At 68.9% G+C, this 17,287-nt stretch carries 18 protein-coding genes; 4 read left to right on the top strand and 14 right to left on the bottom strand.

Annotation, left to right across the window (positions count from 1 at the left end; all coding sequences use genetic code 11):
- Positions 1-4: 4 nt before the first annotated feature.
- The 4 genes from hpaD to Q9R22_RS08340 form a co-directional block, all read right to left on the bottom strand.
- Entirely contained in the window at positions 5-1,171 is a 1,167-nt protein-coding gene (gene hpaD / locus Q9R22_RS08355) for a 3,4-dihydroxyphenylacetate 2,3-dioxygenase (RefSeq protein WP_131333746.1), read from the bottom strand.
- Between the two features lie 49 nt (positions 1,172-1,220).
- On the bottom strand, positions 1,221-2,756 hold the full coding sequence (gene hpaE, locus Q9R22_RS08350; protein WP_131333747.1) for a 5-carboxymethyl-2-hydroxymuconate semialdehyde dehydrogenase: 1,536 nt from the start codon (positions 2,754-2,756) through the stop codon (positions 1,221-1,223).
- 135 nt (positions 2,757-2,891) lie between these two features.
- On the bottom strand, positions 2,892-3,566 hold the full coding sequence (locus Q9R22_RS08345) for a GntR family transcriptional regulator (protein WP_131333748.1): 675 nt from the start codon (positions 3,564-3,566) through the stop codon (positions 2,892-2,894).
- 28 nt (positions 3,567-3,594) lie between these two features.
- A complete protein-coding gene (locus tag Q9R22_RS08340) occupies positions 3,595-5,121 on the bottom strand; it encodes a fumarylacetoacetate hydrolase family protein (protein WP_311254162.1) in 1,527 nt (508 codons plus the stop codon).
- 150 nt (positions 5,122-5,271) lie between these two features.
- On the opposite strand from Q9R22_RS08340, the gene Q9R22_RS08335 reads away from it, so the two are divergent.
- Both Q9R22_RS08335 and Q9R22_RS08330 read left to right on the top strand, forming a co-directional pair.
- Positions 5,272-5,610 (top strand): hypothetical protein, encoded by a 339-nt coding sequence (locus tag Q9R22_RS08335; protein WP_207387862.1) that lies wholly within the window; start codon positions 5,272-5,274, stop codon positions 5,608-5,610.
- A gap of 190 nt (positions 5,611-5,800) precedes the next feature.
- Positions 5,801-7,687 (top strand): FAD-binding monooxygenase, encoded by a 1,887-nt coding sequence (locus tag Q9R22_RS08330; protein WP_131333750.1) that lies wholly within the window; start codon positions 5,801-5,803, stop codon positions 7,685-7,687.
- Between the two features lie 90 nt (positions 7,688-7,777).
- Here the strand turns inward: Q9R22_RS08330 and Q9R22_RS08325 are convergent, their stop codons facing one another.
- From Q9R22_RS08325 to Q9R22_RS08300, 6 genes are all read right to left on the bottom strand, one after another.
- A complete protein-coding gene (locus tag Q9R22_RS08325; RefSeq protein ID WP_311254161.1) occupies positions 7,778-8,578 on the bottom strand; it encodes a family 1 encapsulin nanocompartment shell protein in 801 nt (266 codons plus the stop codon).
- A 46-nt stretch (positions 8,579-8,624) separates the two neighbouring features.
- On the bottom strand, positions 8,625-9,650 hold the full coding sequence (locus Q9R22_RS08320) for a Dyp-type peroxidase (RefSeq protein WP_131333752.1): 1,026 nt from the start codon (positions 9,648-9,650) through the stop codon (positions 8,625-8,627).
- Between the two features lie 76 nt (positions 9,651-9,726).
- Complete coding sequence (locus tag Q9R22_RS08315; protein ID WP_131333753.1) at positions 9,727-10,056, bottom strand: multidrug efflux SMR transporter; 330 nt, start codon at positions 10,054-10,056, stop codon at positions 9,727-9,729.
- Positions 10,053-10,466, bottom strand: a complete 414-nt coding sequence (locus tag Q9R22_RS08310) for a multidrug efflux SMR transporter (RefSeq protein ID WP_131333754.1) — start codon at positions 10,464-10,466, stop codon at positions 10,053-10,055. Before Q9R22_RS08310 ends, Q9R22_RS08315 begins: the two co-directional genes overlap by 4 nt.
- A complete protein-coding gene (locus Q9R22_RS08305) occupies positions 10,463-11,002 on the bottom strand; it encodes a TetR/AcrR family transcriptional regulator (protein WP_131333755.1) in 540 nt (179 codons plus the stop codon). The genes Q9R22_RS08310 and Q9R22_RS08305 overlap by 4 nt, the downstream gene beginning before the upstream one ends.
- Positions 11,003-11,186: 184 nt before the next feature.
- The gene (locus Q9R22_RS08300; protein ID WP_131333756.1) at positions 11,187-12,200 is read right to left on the bottom strand and encodes a nitronate monooxygenase family protein; all 1,014 of its coding nucleotides are present in this window, start codon (positions 12,198-12,200) and stop codon (positions 11,187-11,189) included.
- Between the two features lie 23 nt (positions 12,201-12,223).
- Here Q9R22_RS08300 and Q9R22_RS08295 point away from each other — a divergent pair, with 23 nt between their 5' ends.
- Positions 12,224-12,745 carry an NUDIX domain-containing protein gene (locus Q9R22_RS08295; protein WP_131333757.1) on the top strand — a complete coding sequence of 174 codons (522 nt, stop codon included), beginning with the start codon at positions 12,224-12,226 and terminating at the stop codon, positions 12,743-12,745.
- On the opposite strand, the gene Q9R22_RS08290 is transcribed toward Q9R22_RS08295, so the two are convergent.
- The 3 genes from Q9R22_RS08290 to Q9R22_RS08280 form a co-directional block, all read right to left on the bottom strand.
- A complete protein-coding gene (locus tag Q9R22_RS08290; protein ID WP_311254160.1) occupies positions 12,742-12,969 on the bottom strand; it encodes a hypothetical protein in 228 nt (75 codons plus the stop codon). The two genes, Q9R22_RS08295 and Q9R22_RS08290, sit on opposite strands and share 4 nt — an antisense overlap.
- Positions 12,970-14,112: 1,143 nt before the next feature.
- On the bottom strand, positions 14,113-14,997 hold the full coding sequence (surE, locus tag Q9R22_RS08285) for a 5'/3'-nucleotidase SurE (RefSeq protein ID WP_131333759.1): 885 nt from the start codon (positions 14,995-14,997) through the stop codon (positions 14,113-14,115).
- A 219-nt stretch (positions 14,998-15,216) separates the two neighbouring features.
- A complete protein-coding gene (locus Q9R22_RS08280; protein WP_131333760.1) occupies positions 15,217-16,179 on the bottom strand; it encodes a 1-phosphofructokinase family hexose kinase in 963 nt (320 codons plus the stop codon).
- A gap of 61 nt (positions 16,180-16,240) precedes the next feature.
- On the opposite strand from Q9R22_RS08280, the gene Q9R22_RS08275 reads away from it, so the two are divergent.
- Positions 16,241-16,720, top strand: coding sequence for a GNAT family N-acetyltransferase (locus Q9R22_RS08275; protein ID WP_064847130.1), 480 nt, complete (start codon positions 16,241-16,243; stop codon positions 16,718-16,720).
- A gap of 63 nt (positions 16,721-16,783) precedes the next feature.
- On the opposite strand, the gene Q9R22_RS08270 is transcribed toward Q9R22_RS08275, so the two are convergent.
- Positions 16,784-17,203 carry a ChaB family protein gene (locus Q9R22_RS08270; protein WP_098054689.1) on the bottom strand — a complete coding sequence of 140 codons (420 nt, stop codon included), beginning with the start codon at positions 17,201-17,203 and terminating at the stop codon, positions 16,784-16,786.
- Positions 17,204-17,287 lie beyond the last annotated feature (84 nt).

The following is a 17,287-nucleotide window of genomic DNA, read 5'->3' as shown; positions in this document are numbered from 1 at the left end:
ACGGTCAGAGCTGGTGACCCAGCTTGTACTCGCCCTGCTTCCACTCGGGCATGGACTCCTCGCCCTCGGAGGGGCGGGTGTAGGAGAAGCCGTCCGCGCCGATGGTCGCCGCGAGCTCGGACTCCTCGGTGCGGGCCACGACCTCCTGCGGGTTGCCGTCCAGGTCCAGCACGAGGGAGGCGTCCGTGTACCAGGACGGAACCACAGGGGTGCCCCACCAGTCGCGACGCTGGTTGTCGTGGACATCCCACGTGACCACGGGGTTGTCCGGGTCACCCGTGTAGTAGTCCTGCGTGTAGATCTCCACGCGGTGACCGTCCGGGTCGCGCAAGTACAGATAGAAGGCGTTGGACACGCCGTGGCGGCCGGGGCCGCGCTCGATCATGTCCGAGCGGCGCAGCGCACCGAGCTTGTCGCAGATCGCCAAGATGTTGTGCTTCTCGTGGGTGGAGAAGGCCACGTGGTGCATCCGGGGACCGTCGCCGCCGGTCATGGCGGTGTCGTGCACGGTGGGCTTGCGGCGCATCCACGCGGCGTACACCGTGCCCTGCTCGTCCTGGATGTCCTCGGTCACGCGGAAGCCCAGGTCCTGCATGAACTTGGTAGCGCGGGGAACGTCCGGGGTGACCTGGTTGAAGTGGTCCAGGCGCACCAGGGCACCCGGGGTGTAGAGGTCGTAGCGCCAGGCCAGGCGCTCCACGTGCTCCACGTCGTGGAAGAACTCGTACGGGAAGCCCAGCGGGTCCTCCACGCGCACGGACTCGCCGATGCCCTTGGTGAACCCCTCGGGGCGGCGCTCCACGCGGCAACCGAGCTCCTCGTAGAAGGCCACGGCCCTGTCCAGGTCCTCGGGGGTGCGCACGCGGTAGGAGAACGCCGCCACGGCGGCCACGGAGCCCTGGCGCAGCACCAGGTTGTGGTGGATGAACTCCTCGATCGAACGCAGGTAGACGGTGTTCGCATCCTCCTCCGTGACCGTGAGCCCCAGCACGTCCACGTAGAACTCGCGAGACTTCACGAGGTCCGTGACCACGAGCTCCATGTACGCGCAGCGCAGGATGTCCGGCGCAGGCGCGGACGGGGTCGTGATGGGGTTGTCGGTGGTGATCGGAGCTTCCTGCGAAACGTAGAAGCCCGAGGACGTCATTGTCCGATCAGCGGGATTCGTCATGGTGTGTCCTTCTCGTGGGTGGCACCGGGTTGGTAGAGGAGGGGGACGCTCAGGCGTCCATTTCTTCGGCGGCGTCTTCCTGCTTGCCGAACACGGGGTTGTGCACCTCGCCCAGGTTGATGTGCACGGCCTGCTGGTCCGTGTAGAAATCAATCGAGCGGTAGCCGCCCTCGTGGCCCAGCCCGGACGCCTTCACGCCGCCGAACGGCGTGCGCAGGTCACGCACGTTGTTGGAGTTGAGCCACACCATGCCCGCCTCCACGTTCTGCGCGAAGTTGTGGGCCCGCTTGAGGTCGCTCGTCCAGATGTAGGCGGCCAGGCCGTACCTGGTGTTGTTGGCCAGCTCCAGGGCTTCTTCCTCGGTGTCGAACGGCGTGATCGCCACGACCGGACCGAAGATTTCCTCCTGAAAGATCCGGGCGTCCGGCTTGACGTCCACGAACACCGTGGGGGCCACGTAGTTACCGGTCTCGAAGCCCTCGGGGCGACCGCCACCGGCCACCAGACGGGCCTCCTGCTTGCCGATCTCCACGTAGGACATGACCTTCTCGTAGTGCTCGGGGTGCACGAGCGCGCCCACCTCGGTGGACGGGTCCGAGGGCAGACCCACCTTCACGCGCTTGGCCTGGGCCGCGTAGCGTTCCACGAACTCGTCGTAGATCCCGCGCTGGACCAGGATGCGCGAACCCGCGGTGCAGCGTTCGCCGTTGAGGGAGAACACACCGAAGATCGTGGCGTTGATCGCGCCCTCCAGATCGGCGTCGTCGAACACCACGGCCGGGGACTTGCCGCCCAGCTCCATGGACAGACCCTTGAGGAAGGGCGCGGCGTTGCCGAAGATGATCTGCCCGGTGCGGGACTCGCCCGTGAACGAGATCAGCGGGACGTCCGGGTGCTTGACCAGCGAGTCGCCGGCGTAGCCTTCCTCGCCGAAGCCGTTGACCAGGTTGAACACACCGGCCGGGACACCGGCCTCCTCGAAGATGCCGGGCCACAGGGACGCGGACAGGGGCGTGAACTCGGCTGGCTTGAGCACCACGGTGTTGCCCGTGGCCAGGGCCGGACCCAGCTTCCAGGACTCGAGCATGAACGGGGTGTTCCACGGGGTGATCAACCCGGCCACACCGATCGGCTTGCGGTTGACGTAGTTCACCTGGCGGCCGGGGACCTTGTAGGCGTCGTCGATCTGGGCGACGATCAGGTCCGCGAAGAAGCGGAAGTTCTCCGCGGCGCGGCGCGCCTGACCCAGGGCCTGGGTGATGGGCAGACCGGAGTCGTAGGACTCCATGGCGGCGAGCTGGCCACCGCGGGACTCCACGATGTCCGCGATCTTGTGTAGCACCCGCGAGCGCTCACGGGGCAGCATCTTGGGCCAGGGCCCCTCGTCGAACGCCTTCTTAGCTGCGGCCACGGCGGCCTCGATGTCCGCCTTCTTACCGGAGGCGGCCTTGATATAGGGCTTGTTGGTCACGGGGTTGAGCACCTCGAACGTGACCCCGTCCACGGAATCCACCCATTCGCCGTTGATGTAGTGGCGGATGGAATCGGGAAGGTTCTCGGGCGTGGTCTCCTGCAGAGCTGCCATGGGATGACTCCTCCAGTCGGTGACTTCTGACGGGTTGCTTCTGATTGCGTGTTCTTGATGGACCGGTCCTGACCGGTCGCGCCCGGCCGGCGGCCCGATCGGTACGGGTGGGTCGGTGGTTCACGAGCTCCGGCGCTACGGCTCCTCGTGGGTGTCGGCGCGGCTGCTGAGGTAGCTGCGAAGGGTCGCGGAACGGTGCTGGCGCACGGCGCGCTCCACGGCGTCGGCCGGGGCGCGGGTCTCGATGAGGTGCAGGATGTGGTAGTGCTCGTTGACCGAGGCGCGCGCACGTTCGGGGATGAACGAGAACGTGGAGGTGCGCAGGTGGTTGAGCCGTTCCCACTCGACCATCACGAGGTCGTTGAGACGTTCGTTGGGGCACCGGCACGCGAGCACCCGGTGGAACTCGTGGTTGGTCTCGGTGAACGCCTGCGGGTCGAAGTTCTTCAGGGACGCCTCCAGGGAGACGTTGAGCTGGCGGGCGTGCGCGAGGTCCGCCGCGGTCATGTGTTCCGCGGACAGCGCGGTGGCCGCACCCTCCAACAGACCGAGGGTCTCCATGCTGTAGCGGTACTGCTCACCGTTGACCATGGACACACGCGCACCCACGTTGCGCTCGAAGGTCACGAGGCCCTCCGCCTCGAGCCGCCGGATGGCCTCGCGCACGGGCACCACGGACATCTCCAGGGTCTCCGCGATGCTCGCGAGCACCAGGCGGTAGCCGGGCGAGAACGCCTGGGTCATGATCTGGCTCTTGATCCAGTCGTAGGCACGCTGGGCCTTGCTGGGGGCCCCGGTGGTCGTGGTCACGGATTCCTCGGTTCGATGGGGGTGTCGGTCAGTCGTCGGAGGCGGGGTGTTCCGCCAACCACTGCTGGAATTCTTCCTGCCACTGCCCCGTGGGCGGGAAGAGTCCCTTGACGGGGTTGCCCTCGGCGACGCGCTCGGCCACCCAGGCGTCCTCGCGCTCCTTGGCCAGGGCGGCGTCCACGACGTCCTCGGCGAGCTCGCGCGGGATCACGATGACACCGTCGTCGTCGCCCACGATCACGTCACCGGGCAGCACGGTCGCGTTGCCGCACGCCACGGCGACGTCCTGGTCCCACGGGACGTGCCGGCGGCCCAGCACAGCGGGGTGCGCGGTCTGCGCGAAGACGGGCAACCCGATCTCGGCGACGGCCGCGTAGTCGCGCACACCGCCGTCGCTGACCACTCCCGCCGCGCCGTTGAACTGGGCGCGCAGCGCGAGGATGTCACCGAGCGTGCCGGAACCTGCCGCCCCGCGGGCCTCGATCACGATCACCTCACCCGGGCCGACGGCGTCGAAGACCTGCTTCTGCACGTTGTACCCGCCGCCGTGGGACGTGAAGAGATCCTCGCGGTTGGGCACGAAGCGCAGGGTCCTGGCCGTGCCGACCATCGTGGTGCCGGGCGTCTGCGGGTACACGCCTTCGATCACCACGTTGTTGAGTCCGCGCTTGCGCAGCTCCGCGGACAGCCCGGCCGTGGGCGCTTTCTCGAGCTTGGCGCGCAACGCCTCGGGCAGTGCCGCGGCGTCGGAGTCCGGCAGACCCGCGGCCTCGCGGGAACCCCACGCCTCCTCGCGCTGCTTGTCGTCCACGGCGGGCATGGCGCCCAGCCCCTCGTCGAAGCTCTCGTCACCCTCGGTCACGTGGCTGATCAGGCGGCCCGACGACGGCGCTCCCGCCACCTCCGGCGCGTCCACCTCGATCTCCACGACGTCCCCGGGCTGCGCTACCGATGAACCGGCGGGGGTGCCCGTGAGGATCACGTCCCCCTCCTCGAGGGTCAGGTGCTGGGAGAGGTCCGCCACGAACTGGGCGAGCGGGAAGATCATGTTTTCCGCCGCAGTGGTGTCCTCCTGGACCAGCTCACCGTTGCGCCACGTGCGCACGCGCAACTGCTCCGGGGAGATCTCGCGGGCGTCGATCAGGGAGGGGCCCAGCGACGTGTAGCCGTCACGGCCCTTGTTGCGCAGGTTCGAACCCTTGTCCGCGGCGCGCAGGTCGTAGAGACCCCAGTCGTTGGCGGCGGTCACGGAGGCCACGTGGGACCACGCGTCCTCGAGGGAGACGTTCTTCGCGGGCGTCCCGATCACCAGGGCGATCTCGCCCTCGAACGCGAGCAGCTCGGTGCCGGCGGGGCGTTCCACCGCGGTGCCCGAACCGCCCAGCGAGCTCGAGGGCTTGAGGAAGTAGGACGGGACGGCGGGCTTGCGACCGCGCTGCGCCGCACGGGACTCGTAGGCCACGTGCACCGCGATGATCTTTCCCGGATGCACGGGAACCGGCTGTTCAGGGGCTCCGAATGAAGCCTGCTGAGCCTCCTGGGGGTTCTCGATCACGGCCACCGCCTCCTCGTCAGAATGTTATTTGAAATCGTATATTATCTATATATTCTGAGCAAGTGGCGTGGATCACATCATCTCCCCCTGGGACACCCGGGCGGCGCACCCACCCCAGAGAACCAGACTCGCCGGACGAAGGAGTCACACATGGCGACCCGCGATCCCATCGCCCACGAAACAACGGCCAGAAGTGCCACGCGGCGTCGTGAGCAGCGCAAGATCGTGGCCGAAACCATCATCGGTACCAGTATCGAGTGGTACGACTTCTTCCTCTTAGCCTCCGCCGCGGGACTCGTGTTCAACCACTTGTTCTTCGAGCCCATAGACCCCCAGGCGGCCACTCTTATGGCATTCACCACAGTGGGCCTGAGCTTCCTCTTCCGCCCCCTCGGGGCGCCCCTCGCACGGCCCCTCGTTTCCGTATTCCCGTGCACCCGGAAGGACCATGGGGCTGTAATTGTTACCCAGAACACAAATCGTATATGATCCGTGACACACTCTTTCGACGCCACCGAACCACCCCGGGGCGGGCAGCGTGGCCCGCACCCGCCGTACGGATCTCACCGGTGGAACCGCACAGCACGGACGCCGCCCCGCGGCACGTCCGCGACTCGGACCCGGATCCCGGACCCTGCGGGAACACCCTGCGAGATCACCGCACAAGCCAGGAGAAGGCATGTTATTTCACCAGAACGGATACGTCTCCGAGGATCCCCGGATCGAGGAGCCCCGCGGCCGCGGCGTGGACCGCCCCGAGGACCTGACCGACACCATGGACGTGCTGATCGTGGGCACGGGACCGGCGGGTGTGATCGCGGCGGCACAGCTGTCCCAGTACCCGGACGTCAACACGCGCATGATCGAGCGCCGTCCGGACCGGTTGGAGATCGGCCAGGCGGACGGTATTCAGGCCCGCAGCGTGGAGACCTTCCAGGCTTTCGGTTTCGCGGAGGAGATCACGCAGGAGGCGTACCACCTGCGCGAGATGTGCTTCTGGAACCCGGATCCCACCAACCCCCAGAACATCGTGCGCACCGGCCGCCCCGCGGATGACCCCCACGGCGTGTCCGAGTTCCCGCACCTGATCGTGAACCAGGCCCGCGTGCTGGACTACTTCCTGCGCTCGGCCGAACGCGGCCCGGCCCGGATCACGCCCAACTACGGCATCGAGTTCGTGAACCTGGAGATCGACCAGGGCCAGGAGTACCCCGTGGCCGTGACCGTGCGCTACGCCGCCGGTGAGCGCGAGGGCGAGGAGCGCACGGTGCGCGCCAAGTACGTCTTCGGATGCGACGGCGCGTCCTCCCGCGTGCGCAAGGCGATCGGTCGCACGCTCAGCGGCCAGGGCGCCCACCACGCGTGGGGCGTCATGGACGTGCTCGCCAACACCGATTTCCCGGATATCCGCACCAAGTGCGCGATCAACTCCGTGAACGGCTCCATCCTGCTGATCCCGCGCGAGGGCGGGCTGCTGTTCCGCATGTACGTGGATCTGGGCGAGGTCCCCGATAACGACAACCACGAGATCCGCAAGACCCCGGTGGAGGAGATCATCCGCCGCGCGAACAAGATCCTCAACCCCTACAGCGTGGACGTGAAGTCCGTGGCCTGGTCCTCCGTGTACGAGGTGGGCCACCGCCTCACGGACCACTTCGACGACGTCGACACCGAGGACCGCGGCACCCGCGTGCCCCGCGTGTTCATCGCCGGGGACGCGTGTCACACCCACTCCGCCAAGGCCGGCCAGGGCATGAACGTGTCCATGCAGGACGGCTGGAACCTGGGCTGGAAGCTCGGGGCGGTGCTCTCCGGGCGCGCGGACGAGTCGCTGCTGGACACCTACTCCGAGGAACGTCAGGTGATCGCCAAGAACCTGATCGACTTCGACCGTGAGTGGTCCGCCCTCATGGCCACCCCCCAGGACAAGCTGCCGGATCCCACGTACCTCGAGGACTTCTACGTGAAGACCGCGGAGTTCCCGGCCGGGTTCATGACCGAGTACCAGCCGTCCCTGATCACGGCGGGTACCGACCACCAGGACTTCGCCGAGGGCTACCCGGTGGGTAAGCGCTTCAAGTCCGCCCGCGTCCAGCGCGTGTGCGATTCCATGGTCGTGCACCAGGGTCACGAGGCCACCGCGGACGGGCGCTGGCGCATCCACGTCTTCGCGGACAGCTCCGTGGCCGGGGCGGATTCCCCCACCACCGCGTTCGCCGAGTGGTGGCAGAACGATCCTTCATCCCCGCTCGTGGCGCTGCGCCGTGATGACGACGGCGATGCCACCCTCTTCGACGTGGACGTCACCTACCAGCAGCCCTACACGGACGTCGACATCACCAAGGTGCCGCGCGCGTTCAAGCCGCAGGTGGGCCCGTTCGAGCTGAACTACTGGGAGCGCGTCTACGCCGCGATCCCCGGCGAGGACGTCTTCGACGTGCGCAGGATCAGCCGCGACGGCGCCGTCGTGGTGGTCCGCCCGGATCACTACGTGGCCGCGGTCCTCCCGCTGGATGCCACCGCTGAGCTGGGCGAGTTCTTCGCCGGGTTCCTGCGCAGGGGGTGACCCGCAGGGCCCCTGCTGACCCCGGGTATGAAACGACCCGCCGCGCACTCCTTGGGGGAGTGCGCGGCGGGTTCTTCGTGCGGACCGGGGTCAGTGGGCAATGACCACGCTCGCCTCGGAGGTGTTGACCCGGAACGTGAGGGTCTCACGCAGGTACAGGTCCACGGTCTCAGCCGTGTGAGAGGAGTAGCCGATCGCGGTGTCCAGACCCAGGTGCAGCTCGTAGTCGCCACCGCGCGCGGAGAGCAGCAGGGCGTCGTCGAGCGCGGGGGCCCAGATGATGCTGCCGTCGCCCAGGATGCGGGAGATGTGGTCGTAGATCGGGTAGCCGTGGTCGGTGGTCTCCGTGACCTCCGTGTAGAGGTCCGCGGGCAGCAGCAGGTTGTACGGCCCGGCCACACCGGCCAGCCGCAGTTCCGTCTTGGCCTTCGCCACCGCGTTGGGAAACTCGCGGACGTCCTGCGGCATGGTGACGCGGCCGTTGTCGCTCGCGGGCGCGATGCCCTGGATCCCCGCGGCGTCCGAACCGTAGAACACCGCGCGGTCCTCGGCGGAGGCTAGGGCCACGGCGGCGTCCTTGACGGGCTGCCAGTCCGGGTCCGTGGCGCCGCGCTCGACGTCGTCCACGTCCGAGCGCTTCACGGTGAACGGCGCGCGCAGCTCCACCACGCGCACCACGTGGCGCTGCAGCGCCTGCACGCCGCTGGTGTCCGCCTCGATGCGACTCACGTGGCCGGTGCCCAGCGCAGAGAACTCCGCTCCGGCGGGCTCCGGCATGTCGACGACGCGGCGCGCGGCCACGCGAGCCCGGAAGGTCCTGCGGGCCTCGTCCTCCATGTCGGACCAGGCTGCGGAAGATATGGGGGCGAGATCGCGGTACAGGTTGTTCATCGTCAGCTCCTTGGATCAGGTTGTCGTGTGGTGGGTCCGGCTCGTGTCAGGGCCGCTTGAGGCTGCCGATGCCCAGGGAGCCGTCCGCTGGGGAGGCGGACGCGGCGTCGTCGTCCGGGGCGTCGGCACCGGAGGAGGTGTCCTGGGCGGGAACCGTGGTGGGGTCGTCCAGGAAGGACCTGGGCGGGGCGAAGAACAGGCCGCCCGTGACCGCCGTGGAGAAGTCGAGGATGCGGTCGTATGTGCCCGGCGGGTTGCCGATGAACATGTTCTCCAGCATGGTCTCGGTGACCGCGGGGTCCGCGGCGTAGCCGATGAAGTACGTGCCGAACTCGGCCGAGCCGACCTCGCCGAACGGCATGTTGTCCCGCATGATCTCGCGGGCGTTGCCGTCCACGTCGTCGAGGTCGTTCAGTGCCACGTGGGAGTTCGCCGGCTTCTGCTCGTCCGACATCTCAATGTCCTCGAGCTTCGAGCGCCCGATCACCCGCTCCTGCTCACCCGTGGACAGAGCCTCCCACTCGTCCATCTGGTGCAGGTACTTCTGGACGAGCACGTAGCTCCCCCCACGGTAGGAGGGGTCCTGATCCCCCACCACGGCGGCCGACTGGGCGTCCTCGTCCTCCGGGTTGGCGGTGCCGTCCACGAAGCCCAGCAGGTCCCGCTCCTCGAAGAACTTGAAGCCGTGGACCTCGTCCTGCACCCGCGTGTACGGGCGCAGCCTGCTCATCAGCTGCTTGGCGAGCTCGAAGCACACGTCCTGTGTGCCGGCGCGCAGGTGGATGAGGATGTCCCCCGGGGTGGCCGGTGCGGAGTGCACCTCCCCGTGGAACTCCCGGAACGGGTGCAGGTCCCTGGGCAGCGGAGCGTCGAAGAGCCGACCCCAGGCGTCGTGCCCGATGCCCACCACGCACAGCAGGTTGCTCGTGGGCACACGGAACGAGACCGCCTTGGTGAGGTCCGAAACGCCGGTCAAGACATCCGCCACCTGGGCCTCCGCGCCCTCGTTGACGGTGAGGACCAGGAACATGGCGGCTTTGGCCGGTGGGGCCACGATCTTCTGAGTGGGCATGGTGCCTCCATGGGGTGAGCGGGCTACCGTTGCGGGCCGATGACTGATCCCACAGTAACGCCCGAGCCCACCTCCTTCAGTGGGCCGCGCCCGTCTCGATGAGCAGCACGCCGCCCACGATCAGCACCAGCCCCAGGCTCATGACCCACGTGAGGGGTTCCTTGAAGACGAGATGGCTGATCACCGCCGTCAGCGCCACCCCGGCGGCGGCCCAGATGCCGTACGCCACCCCGAGCGCCATGCCCTGGGCCAGCACCGCCGCCAGCAGGGTGAAGGCGGTGAGGTAGCCCGCCACCACACCGATCCACCACCTCCCACCGCCCGCGCTCGCCATGCGCAGGCAGACCGTGGCGGTGACCTCCGAGAGGATGGCCAGCGCGAGGAGCAGAAGCGGGAACGCGGTCATCGGGTGGCATCCGTTGCGGTGGGAGTCGAGCGGATGCTCCCGGGCGTCCGGCCGTCGTCCGCCCCGCTCTGGTCCACCCCGCCCCGCCTGTCCAGCTGTGAGCCGACCTCCACGAGCAGCACGCCCAGCATGACGGCCACGAGACCCACGCCCATGAGCAGGGTGATGGGTTCGCCGAAGATCAGCATGGACATCACGGCGGTGGCGGCCACCCCGGCAGCACCCCAGATGCCGTAGCCCACACCCAGACTCATGCCGTTGCGCAGCGAGACGAACAGGCAGACGAACGCGCCCACGTAGCCGAGCGTGGCCAGGGCGTAGAAGCCGGGCGACTCCACGGCGGTCTTCATGGACACCGAGCCGGTCACCTCGCAGCCGATCGCGAGGACCAGGAAGAGCCACTTCTTCACGAGTCCGCTCCCTCTGCCCCGAGGCCTTCCGCCGTGGGGCCGTCCCCTACCAGGCCCAGGGTCAGGTCCACGACGGCGCGCCGGTGGCCCTCGTCCAGGTCCAGCATCCCGAGGCAGCGGTCGATCCACGCACCGTCCGCCACCAGGCGGGCTGCCACGATGTTCGGGCGGTCGGAGTCCCCGAACCACTCGCTCATGCGCTCGCTCCACCGGGCGGCAAGCTCGGGACGCAGCCGTGAGTCTGCGAGGACGGCGAGGTCCGCCGGGTCCAGCTGGTTCAGCAGCGCGAACTCCACGTAGGCGCGCAGGCGGGTGATGGCGTCCGGGTCGGGTCCCGCGCGATGCATCAACTCCGTCTCCCAGTGGTCGAGCAGGTGGTCCACCACGGCCATAGAGAGCCTGTCCTTGGTGGGGAAGTGGTGCACCACCCCGGGCTTGGTGATGCCGACGGCGCGCGCCACGGCGTCCAGCGTGAGGGCATCCCCCGCGCGCAGCACGTCCAGGGCGCGGTCGAGGATCTCGGGTTTGGTCGTCATGCGGTGCAAGCTACCATACGTATGGTAAGCATCGCCGGGCTGGCACGTGCCGCGAAACACCGTGCGGCTCGGCGGGAGCACGTGCCCGAGAGCGTCCCAGTGACCGCGGTAGATCTCCTCGGTGCGTGCTCGGCTCGACAACCGGCGGTCGGCCACCGGTGCGATGACCCCCTCTGAACGGCGGTCACAACCCCCTGAACTGCTCCACTACGTCCGTCGCGGTGGTCTCCCGGCACGCCGCGAAGCCCGTTCCGGCCCACAGGTTCAGCCCCGCGGGGTCCTGCGCGGAGGCCGCCCGCAGCGGGGCCGTCATGTGGTGGACCTGCGGGTAGCCGCTGATCTGCTCGGCCTCCAGCCGGTCGGTGAACGCGTTGCGCAGCGCCCGAGCCGCCCGCCCGGAGAACACCCGGGTCACCACCGTCTCCCCAAACCTCCCGCTCAGCAGTGCCTCGCGGTGCGCCGGTTTGGTGCCCGCCTCCTCGGTGGTCAGGAACAGCGTGCCCACCTGCACGGCGTCCGCGCCGCGCTCCATCAGGTCCTCCGCGGTCTCCCGGTCTGCCACACCGCCCGCGGCGATCAGCGGCAGCGCCGTCGTCTCCCGCACCGCACTCACGAGGTCCGCGGTGGAGATCTCCAGGGGGGTTTTCGCTTGGCCGTGGGTGGCCCGGTGGCCCCCGGCCTCGGTCCCCTGCACCACGATCGCGTCCGGGTCCAGGACCAGCGCCGCGCGGACCTCGGCCTCGTCGGTCGCGTTGAGCACCACGACCGTGCCCGCGGACCGCAACCGGGCGACGTCGTCCGGGGACGGCAGCCCGAACGTGAAGGAGACGAACGGTACGGGGTGGGTGGCGAGGTGGTCGAGTTTGGCGGCGTAGTGGTCGTCGGAGAACTCGCCGGGCTGCGGCGCGGCCACGCCCAGCTCAGCAGCCACCGGGGCCAGTGCGCGGGCGTAGGCCTCGAGCTCCCCAGGGTCGGACGGGCCCTGCTCAGGGACGAAGAGGTTCACACCGTAGCGGTCCGTCTTCACGGCGACCTCCCGGATCTCCTGTGCCATGGCCTCCACAGTCTTGTACCCGGCGGCGAGCATCCCCAGCCCGCCGGCCCGGGCCACAGCGACCGCGAGCGCCGCGGTGGACGGCCCGCCCGCCATGGGCGCCTGGAGCAAGGGCACGGGCAGTTCGCTCAGGGGGTTGGTCACGGCGTCTCCTTAGACTGGCGGGCATGTCCGCTTCCCATGATGCTCGCCCGGGTGCCATCGCGTCCTCTTCGAGTCCCCCGGCTGCTCCGATTGTTCCAACCGCCTCGGCTTCCCCCGCCGACGACGACGCCCGCCCCGTCATCAAGGTCACCGGCGTGGTGCTGCGCCGGGCCCGAGACGGCCACGTGCTGACGGTGCGCAAGCGCGGGACGTCCATGTTCATGTTCCCCGGGGGCAAGCCCGAGGCCGGGGAGTCACCCGTGGAGGCGGGCGTCCGCGAGGTGCGCGAAGAGCTGGGGCTCGACCTGTACCCCGCGGACCTGATGACGGTGGGCGAGTGGCACACGGACGCCGCGAACGAGCCGGGCCACGCCCTGCACAGTCACGTCTTCCTCAGCACCGTCCCGCTGGAGGGCACGCCGACACCCGCAGCCGAGATCGAGGAGCTGCGCTGGCAGCCGCTCGACGGCGTGGAGGACGTCGAGGACCTCGCGCCCCTCTCCCGGTGGCATGCGATTCCGGCAGTGCGGGGGATGGGAATCTAACCCCGGGAGTCGTCGACCGCGGTCTTCTCAGCAGGCGGTATCTGCCCCGTGTTCTCCAGCATTCGTAAGCGAGCCCTGCGGCTCAAGAACTGGATGATCACGCTGAACGTAGCGAACGCGGCGGTGTAGGTCACGTAGTACCACCCGAACTCGTGGTCCGGAACCATGAGAATGATGAACGCGGTAAACCCCAAGAAGAAAAAGAAGTACACCAGCCATGCCACGGCCGCCCGCCACCCCGTGTGCGGGTAGTAAGGATCTGCTCTCAGAATCTCCTGCCGCCGGGGCCGGGACTCGCCGGAGGCCCCGCCGGGGCGCCTTTCGCGGAGACCGCTCCGCCATCCCGTTGTAGATGCCACTGCCGCTCACCTGTTCCGATCGTTCCACAGGAAATCTCCCGAGCAATCACCGTCTCAGACCCGTCTCCGCCGGGACAATGGCCGTTCGGCCAGAGTTTCCGAGGGCAGGGGCACTGTCCCGAATACAACGGGGCAGTGGCGCTCCGCACGGCAGGCGGGGAACGGCGTCGTCGTCCCCCGCCCGGCGCATCAGACCGCAACTACGCGCTACTGCGCCGCGGCGGGCACCTGCGGCTCCTCCGGGCGGGCCGCCTTGCGGACCTGGAGGGTCCCGTGCAAGCCCAGCAGGATGAACCCGGTGGCTATCACGAGGGCCCACTGGGTGGCGTGGGAGAATCCCGCGACGGTCAGTGCGGAGGGCCACGCCGTAGCCGACGAGCGGCAGCGCGACGAGCCATGCGGAGGTGCTCGGCCCCATGAGCAGGGCCAGCACCACCACGCCAACCACCTCGAGACCGAGCCCGATCAGCACTATCCCCGGCGCGCCGAACCGGGCGGCCAGGTGGCGGGCGGAGGCATCGGAGATGAACGCGCCGACCGCCATGGCGGCGGCCAGGTGGCCCCACGAGAACGTGCGCAGCTGGAAGAGGTCCAGGTCCAGCAGGGCGGACCGGCGGACACGAACCCACGGGACGTCCCAGGGAACAGGGCGTTCACCGTGGACAGGGTGGACGGCATGATGAACGCCGCATCCAGCGCCTGGACGGCACGAGCTGCGATCAGTGTCCCCGCCGTGCCGGACAGTGCCGCAAGCAGGCTGCCCCGGCGAAGACCACGAGCCCCGCGGCGAGCGCGCCGAGCGCAATCCAGTCCCTGCGGCTCGGGGCGGGGTCGTTCTCGACGTCACCCGGTTGCGGTTGCGCCGCAGGTGTCCGCGCCGTGGTCAGGCCTCCAAAGATGGTTCGTGCCGGTGCGCCGTCCCGTGGGCTCCTGCCCGGCGGCACCTGTGATGGCGCGAACTCTATCCGCCCGGTCCATGCGGGTGCATCTTCCCGTGGCGGCGTGAGCTCAGGTACGGCGCATGACGGTGGCCGCGTCCACGGTGACGTCCCCCGTGCCCGGGACCGCGGCGTCGTCGTCCGTGAGGCCCGGAAGGGTGACGTCCCAGAAGGGCGTGGGGGCCGTGATCCCCAGGTCCTCGCGGGGGACGGCGTGGGTGTCCTGGGAGCGGTCGTCCACGGGGGCGCGCAGCAGCGTGGCCGTGGCCCAGCCGTGGGTGAGGAGGTAGTGGTCGCTGTCTGGCTCCTCCGGGCCGGTCTCCGCGCTGTAGGTGACCGCGATGTGCTTCTCGTCCCCGCGGCCGATCTGCGCCTGCACCGCCCCGAAGCTCGCCAGGTGGGCGGGCTTGAGACCGCGCAATCGCCCGGGGGCCACGTCGGGAACGTTGAGGTTGAGGATCCACTCGTCGAAAGGCCGGTCCTCCCAGTGCTCCAGCGCGAATCGGGTGACCAGCAGGGCCGTGTCCCAGTGCTGCGGCGCGCCGGACGTGATGGACACCGCGATGCCGGGGATCCCGTGGGACGCGGCCGTCAGCACCGCACCCACCGTCCCCGAGTGCAAGGTGGCCCTGCCCGTGTTGGCCCCCAAGTTCACCCCGGAGAGCACCATGTCCGGGCGCTTGCCGAACGCGCCGTAGGAGGCCAGGAAGGCAATCAGAGCGGGGGCGGCCTTCACACCCACGCACTCCACACCGTCGGGCATGTTCGGCGGCGCGGCCTCCACCAGAGCGATGCGGCCATCGACCTCCTCGCCGGACAGCGAGGCGCTGGCACCCGAGTACTCCTCGGCGGGTGCGGCCACCTTCACCGTGTGCCCCCGATCCAGCGCAGCGCGCACCAGAACCGCGAGCCCCGGGGACGAGATGCCGTCGTCATTGGTGACCAGGATGTGCATGTGCACCATGGTGACACGCGCCCGTCACGCGGACCAGAGCCCGGTACTCGGGCCAGGCCACCCAGGAGGACCAACCCGGTCACGCTTCACACGGGCCGAACTGCCCGCGACCACGTCCGGTCAGGGTGCACTGGGCGTCAGACCGAACTGCTCGGCGCGTCGAGCCGGAGCCGGGTCGTGGCACCGAATCGGAGAACCACAGGTCAAGCACCCGGAACGTCAGGACAGCGTGCGCACCGTGATCTCGCGGGCGAACTTCTCGATGGTCGTGCGGTTACCGGTCCCCAGGCCGCGGCGCGCCACGTTCAGCGCTCCCGCTGATGCACCGAGGGCCACGGCCTCCACGAGATCGAGACCGCGCGCCAGACCCACCGAGATCCCCGCGGTCATCGAGTCCCCCGCCCCTCGGTGGTCCAGCGGTGTGATGGACGGCGCGGAGACCTTCCGCACGGAATCCTTCTCCACGAGCAGCGCGGGGTCCTTGGCGCGTGAGATCACCACGGCGCCCGCACCGCGTTCGAGCAGCATGTGCCCGGCGCTCACCAGGGCCTCCGCGGTGTCCTCCGCGACGAGCTCGAGATCGAGCACCTCTTCGTGGCTGATCTTGAGCACGTCCACGTTCGCCGCCACGGCCGCCAGTGCGGGCTTGCCGCTGAGGTCCGCGACCACAGTGGTCCCGGCATCCCGCGTGTCCCGGATAAGGCGGCCGAAGAACGACGCCGGCACCACGTCCCCGGGTTCGGCCCCGGTGACCGTGAGGACGTCCGAGGCGAGCGCGTCCACGAACGCCGTGCCGTAGAGATCGTCCAGTTCATGGCGGGAGAGCTCCGGGGGCGGCATGTGGGCCACGGTCTCCCGGTCCTCACCGCGCAGGTCGTAGACGTATCCGCCGTTGCCGTACCCGTAGCGCACAGCATTGACCTGCATGCCCAGCCCGTCCAGCATGGTGCGGATCAGCGAGCCCAGTTCTCCGCCGAACGGCCCGCTCACGGACACGTCCGCCCCCAGCGACCCGGCCATCCGGGCCACCCACAGCCCCTGCCCGCCGGGGTGCATGTGCACGTCCGACTCGTGGGAACTACGGTTGCGATGCGCAGCGGGTTCCGTGATTTCCGTGATCAGCAGCGGAGTGGGAACCAGGATGGAGATACGCGGCTTGGGGCCGGGGCGGGTCTCGGTCACGAACGAAAGCTACATGACACGGGCGCTGGTGAACAGCACACCAAGGTGTCACCATGGTGGGATGAACGTCACCGCACCGGTTCGTATCGTGGAGGGTCAGGCCGCCAGTGAGCACACGCTGCGCGCCCTGAGCGCGTACTTCAGCGAGTTGAACAACCGGATCGACGGCGGTTTCGATCCCGAACTCACCGAGGTCACCGGCCCGGAGGACGTCACTCCGCCGCACGGGGATTTCTTCCTCATGACGGATTTGGTCACGGGCTCGGTCATCGCGTGCGGCGCGGTGCGCAAACTCGACGACGACCGCGTGGAACTGCGCCGGATCTGGGTCACCCCGGAACACCGCGGACAGGGCCACGCGCGCACCCTGGTGCGGGCACTCGAGAACAAGGTGCGCGCTTTCGGCGCCACCACGGCCGTGGTCTCCCTCAACGAGGAGATGACCGAGGGGATCGCGATGTTCCGCAAGCGCGGCTACGAGCCCGTGGATTCCTTCCACGACGCCACCACGGCCTCGGTCTTCCTGGCCCGCCAGTTGTAGCCCCACCGATCGCAGGCCAGCAGTCATAAACCCGCAGGGTATGAACCCGCCGAGCTGTGAACCTCAGTCGCGGGCCTCGCGCGTCTTCTTCTGATTGGCCTTGTCGATCGCCTCGACCAATTCGTCCTTGGTCATGTCCGAGCGTCCCGTGATGTCCAGTTCCTGGGCGAGTTCGTACAGGTGCTCCTTGCTGGCGTTAGCGTCCACCCCGCCGGCGGTGTCCTCCGAGTTCAGGCCGCCCTTCTCGGCGCTGTCGTCCGAGGGCCCGTTGTGCTCCTTGGGCTCCCAGTGGTCCCCGACCTTCTCGTGGGTGTGCTTGACGGCCGACCACGCGGTGCGCGCCGCCCGGGCGTCGTCGTGGTATTCCTCCTGCGCCGAGTCGTAGGTCTGCGCGAACGTGTCCTGTGCCTTCTCGTCCGAGCGTTGCAGCGTGGACGGGATCTCGTCCTGACGCGCGTGGCCGTTCTTCTTCGCCTTGGGCACGGGGGCCTCCTCAGAGCGTTCGGGTGTCACTGGTGGCTCGATCCTACGCGCCGCCGACGCCGCTGCGACAGGCCCGCCCGCTGC

This window comes from Kocuria sp. PD6, from assembly GCF_031844145.1.
In the GTDB taxonomy this organism is placed as follows: domain Bacteria; phylum Actinomycetota; class Actinomycetes; order Actinomycetales; family Micrococcaceae; genus Kocuria; species Kocuria marina.
The sequence above is the reverse complement of the archived record's forward strand: the minus strand, read 5'-3'. Positions and strand labels throughout refer to the sequence as shown.

What these genes read in the sequence shown, in the direction of transcription:
- hpaD (WP_131333746.1), bottom strand. Translation starts at nt 1,171, where the DNA reads ATGACGAATCCCGCTGATCGGACAATGACGTCCTCGGGCTTCTACGTT.
- hpaE (WP_131333747.1), bottom strand. Translation starts at nt 2,756, where the DNA reads ATGGCAGCTCTGCAGGAGACCACGCCCGAGAACCTTCCCGATTCCATC.
- Q9R22_RS08335 (WP_207387862.1), top strand. Translation starts at nt 5,272, where the DNA reads ATGGCGACCCGCGATCCCATCGCCCACGAAACAACGGCCAGAAGTGCC.
- Q9R22_RS08330 (WP_131333750.1), top strand. Translation starts at nt 5,801, where the DNA reads ATGTTATTTCACCAGAACGGATACGTCTCCGAGGATCCCCGGATCGAG.
- Q9R22_RS08325 (WP_311254161.1), bottom strand. Translation starts at nt 8,578, where the DNA reads ATGAACAACCTGTACCGCGATCTCGCCCCCATATCTTCCGCAGCCTGG.
- Q9R22_RS08320 (WP_131333752.1), bottom strand. Translation starts at nt 9,650, where the DNA reads ATGCCCACTCAGAAGATCGTGGCCCCACCGGCCAAAGCCGCCATGTTC.
- Q9R22_RS08315 (WP_131333753.1), bottom strand. Translation starts at nt 10,056, where the DNA reads ATGACCGCGTTCCCGCTTCTGCTCCTCGCGCTGGCCATCCTCTCGGAG.
- Q9R22_RS08305 (WP_131333755.1), bottom strand. Translation starts at nt 11,002, where the DNA reads ATGACGACCAAACCCGAGATCCTCGACCGCGCCCTGGACGTGCTGCGC.
- Q9R22_RS08295 (WP_131333757.1), top strand. Translation starts at nt 12,224, where the DNA reads ATGTCCGCTTCCCATGATGCTCGCCCGGGTGCCATCGCGTCCTCTTCG.
- surE (WP_131333759.1), bottom strand. Translation starts at nt 14,997, where the DNA reads ATGCACATCCTGGTCACCAATGACGACGGCATCTCGTCCCCGGGGCTC.
- Q9R22_RS08275 (WP_064847130.1), top strand. Translation starts at nt 16,241, where the DNA reads ATGAACGTCACCGCACCGGTTCGTATCGTGGAGGGTCAGGCCGCCAGT.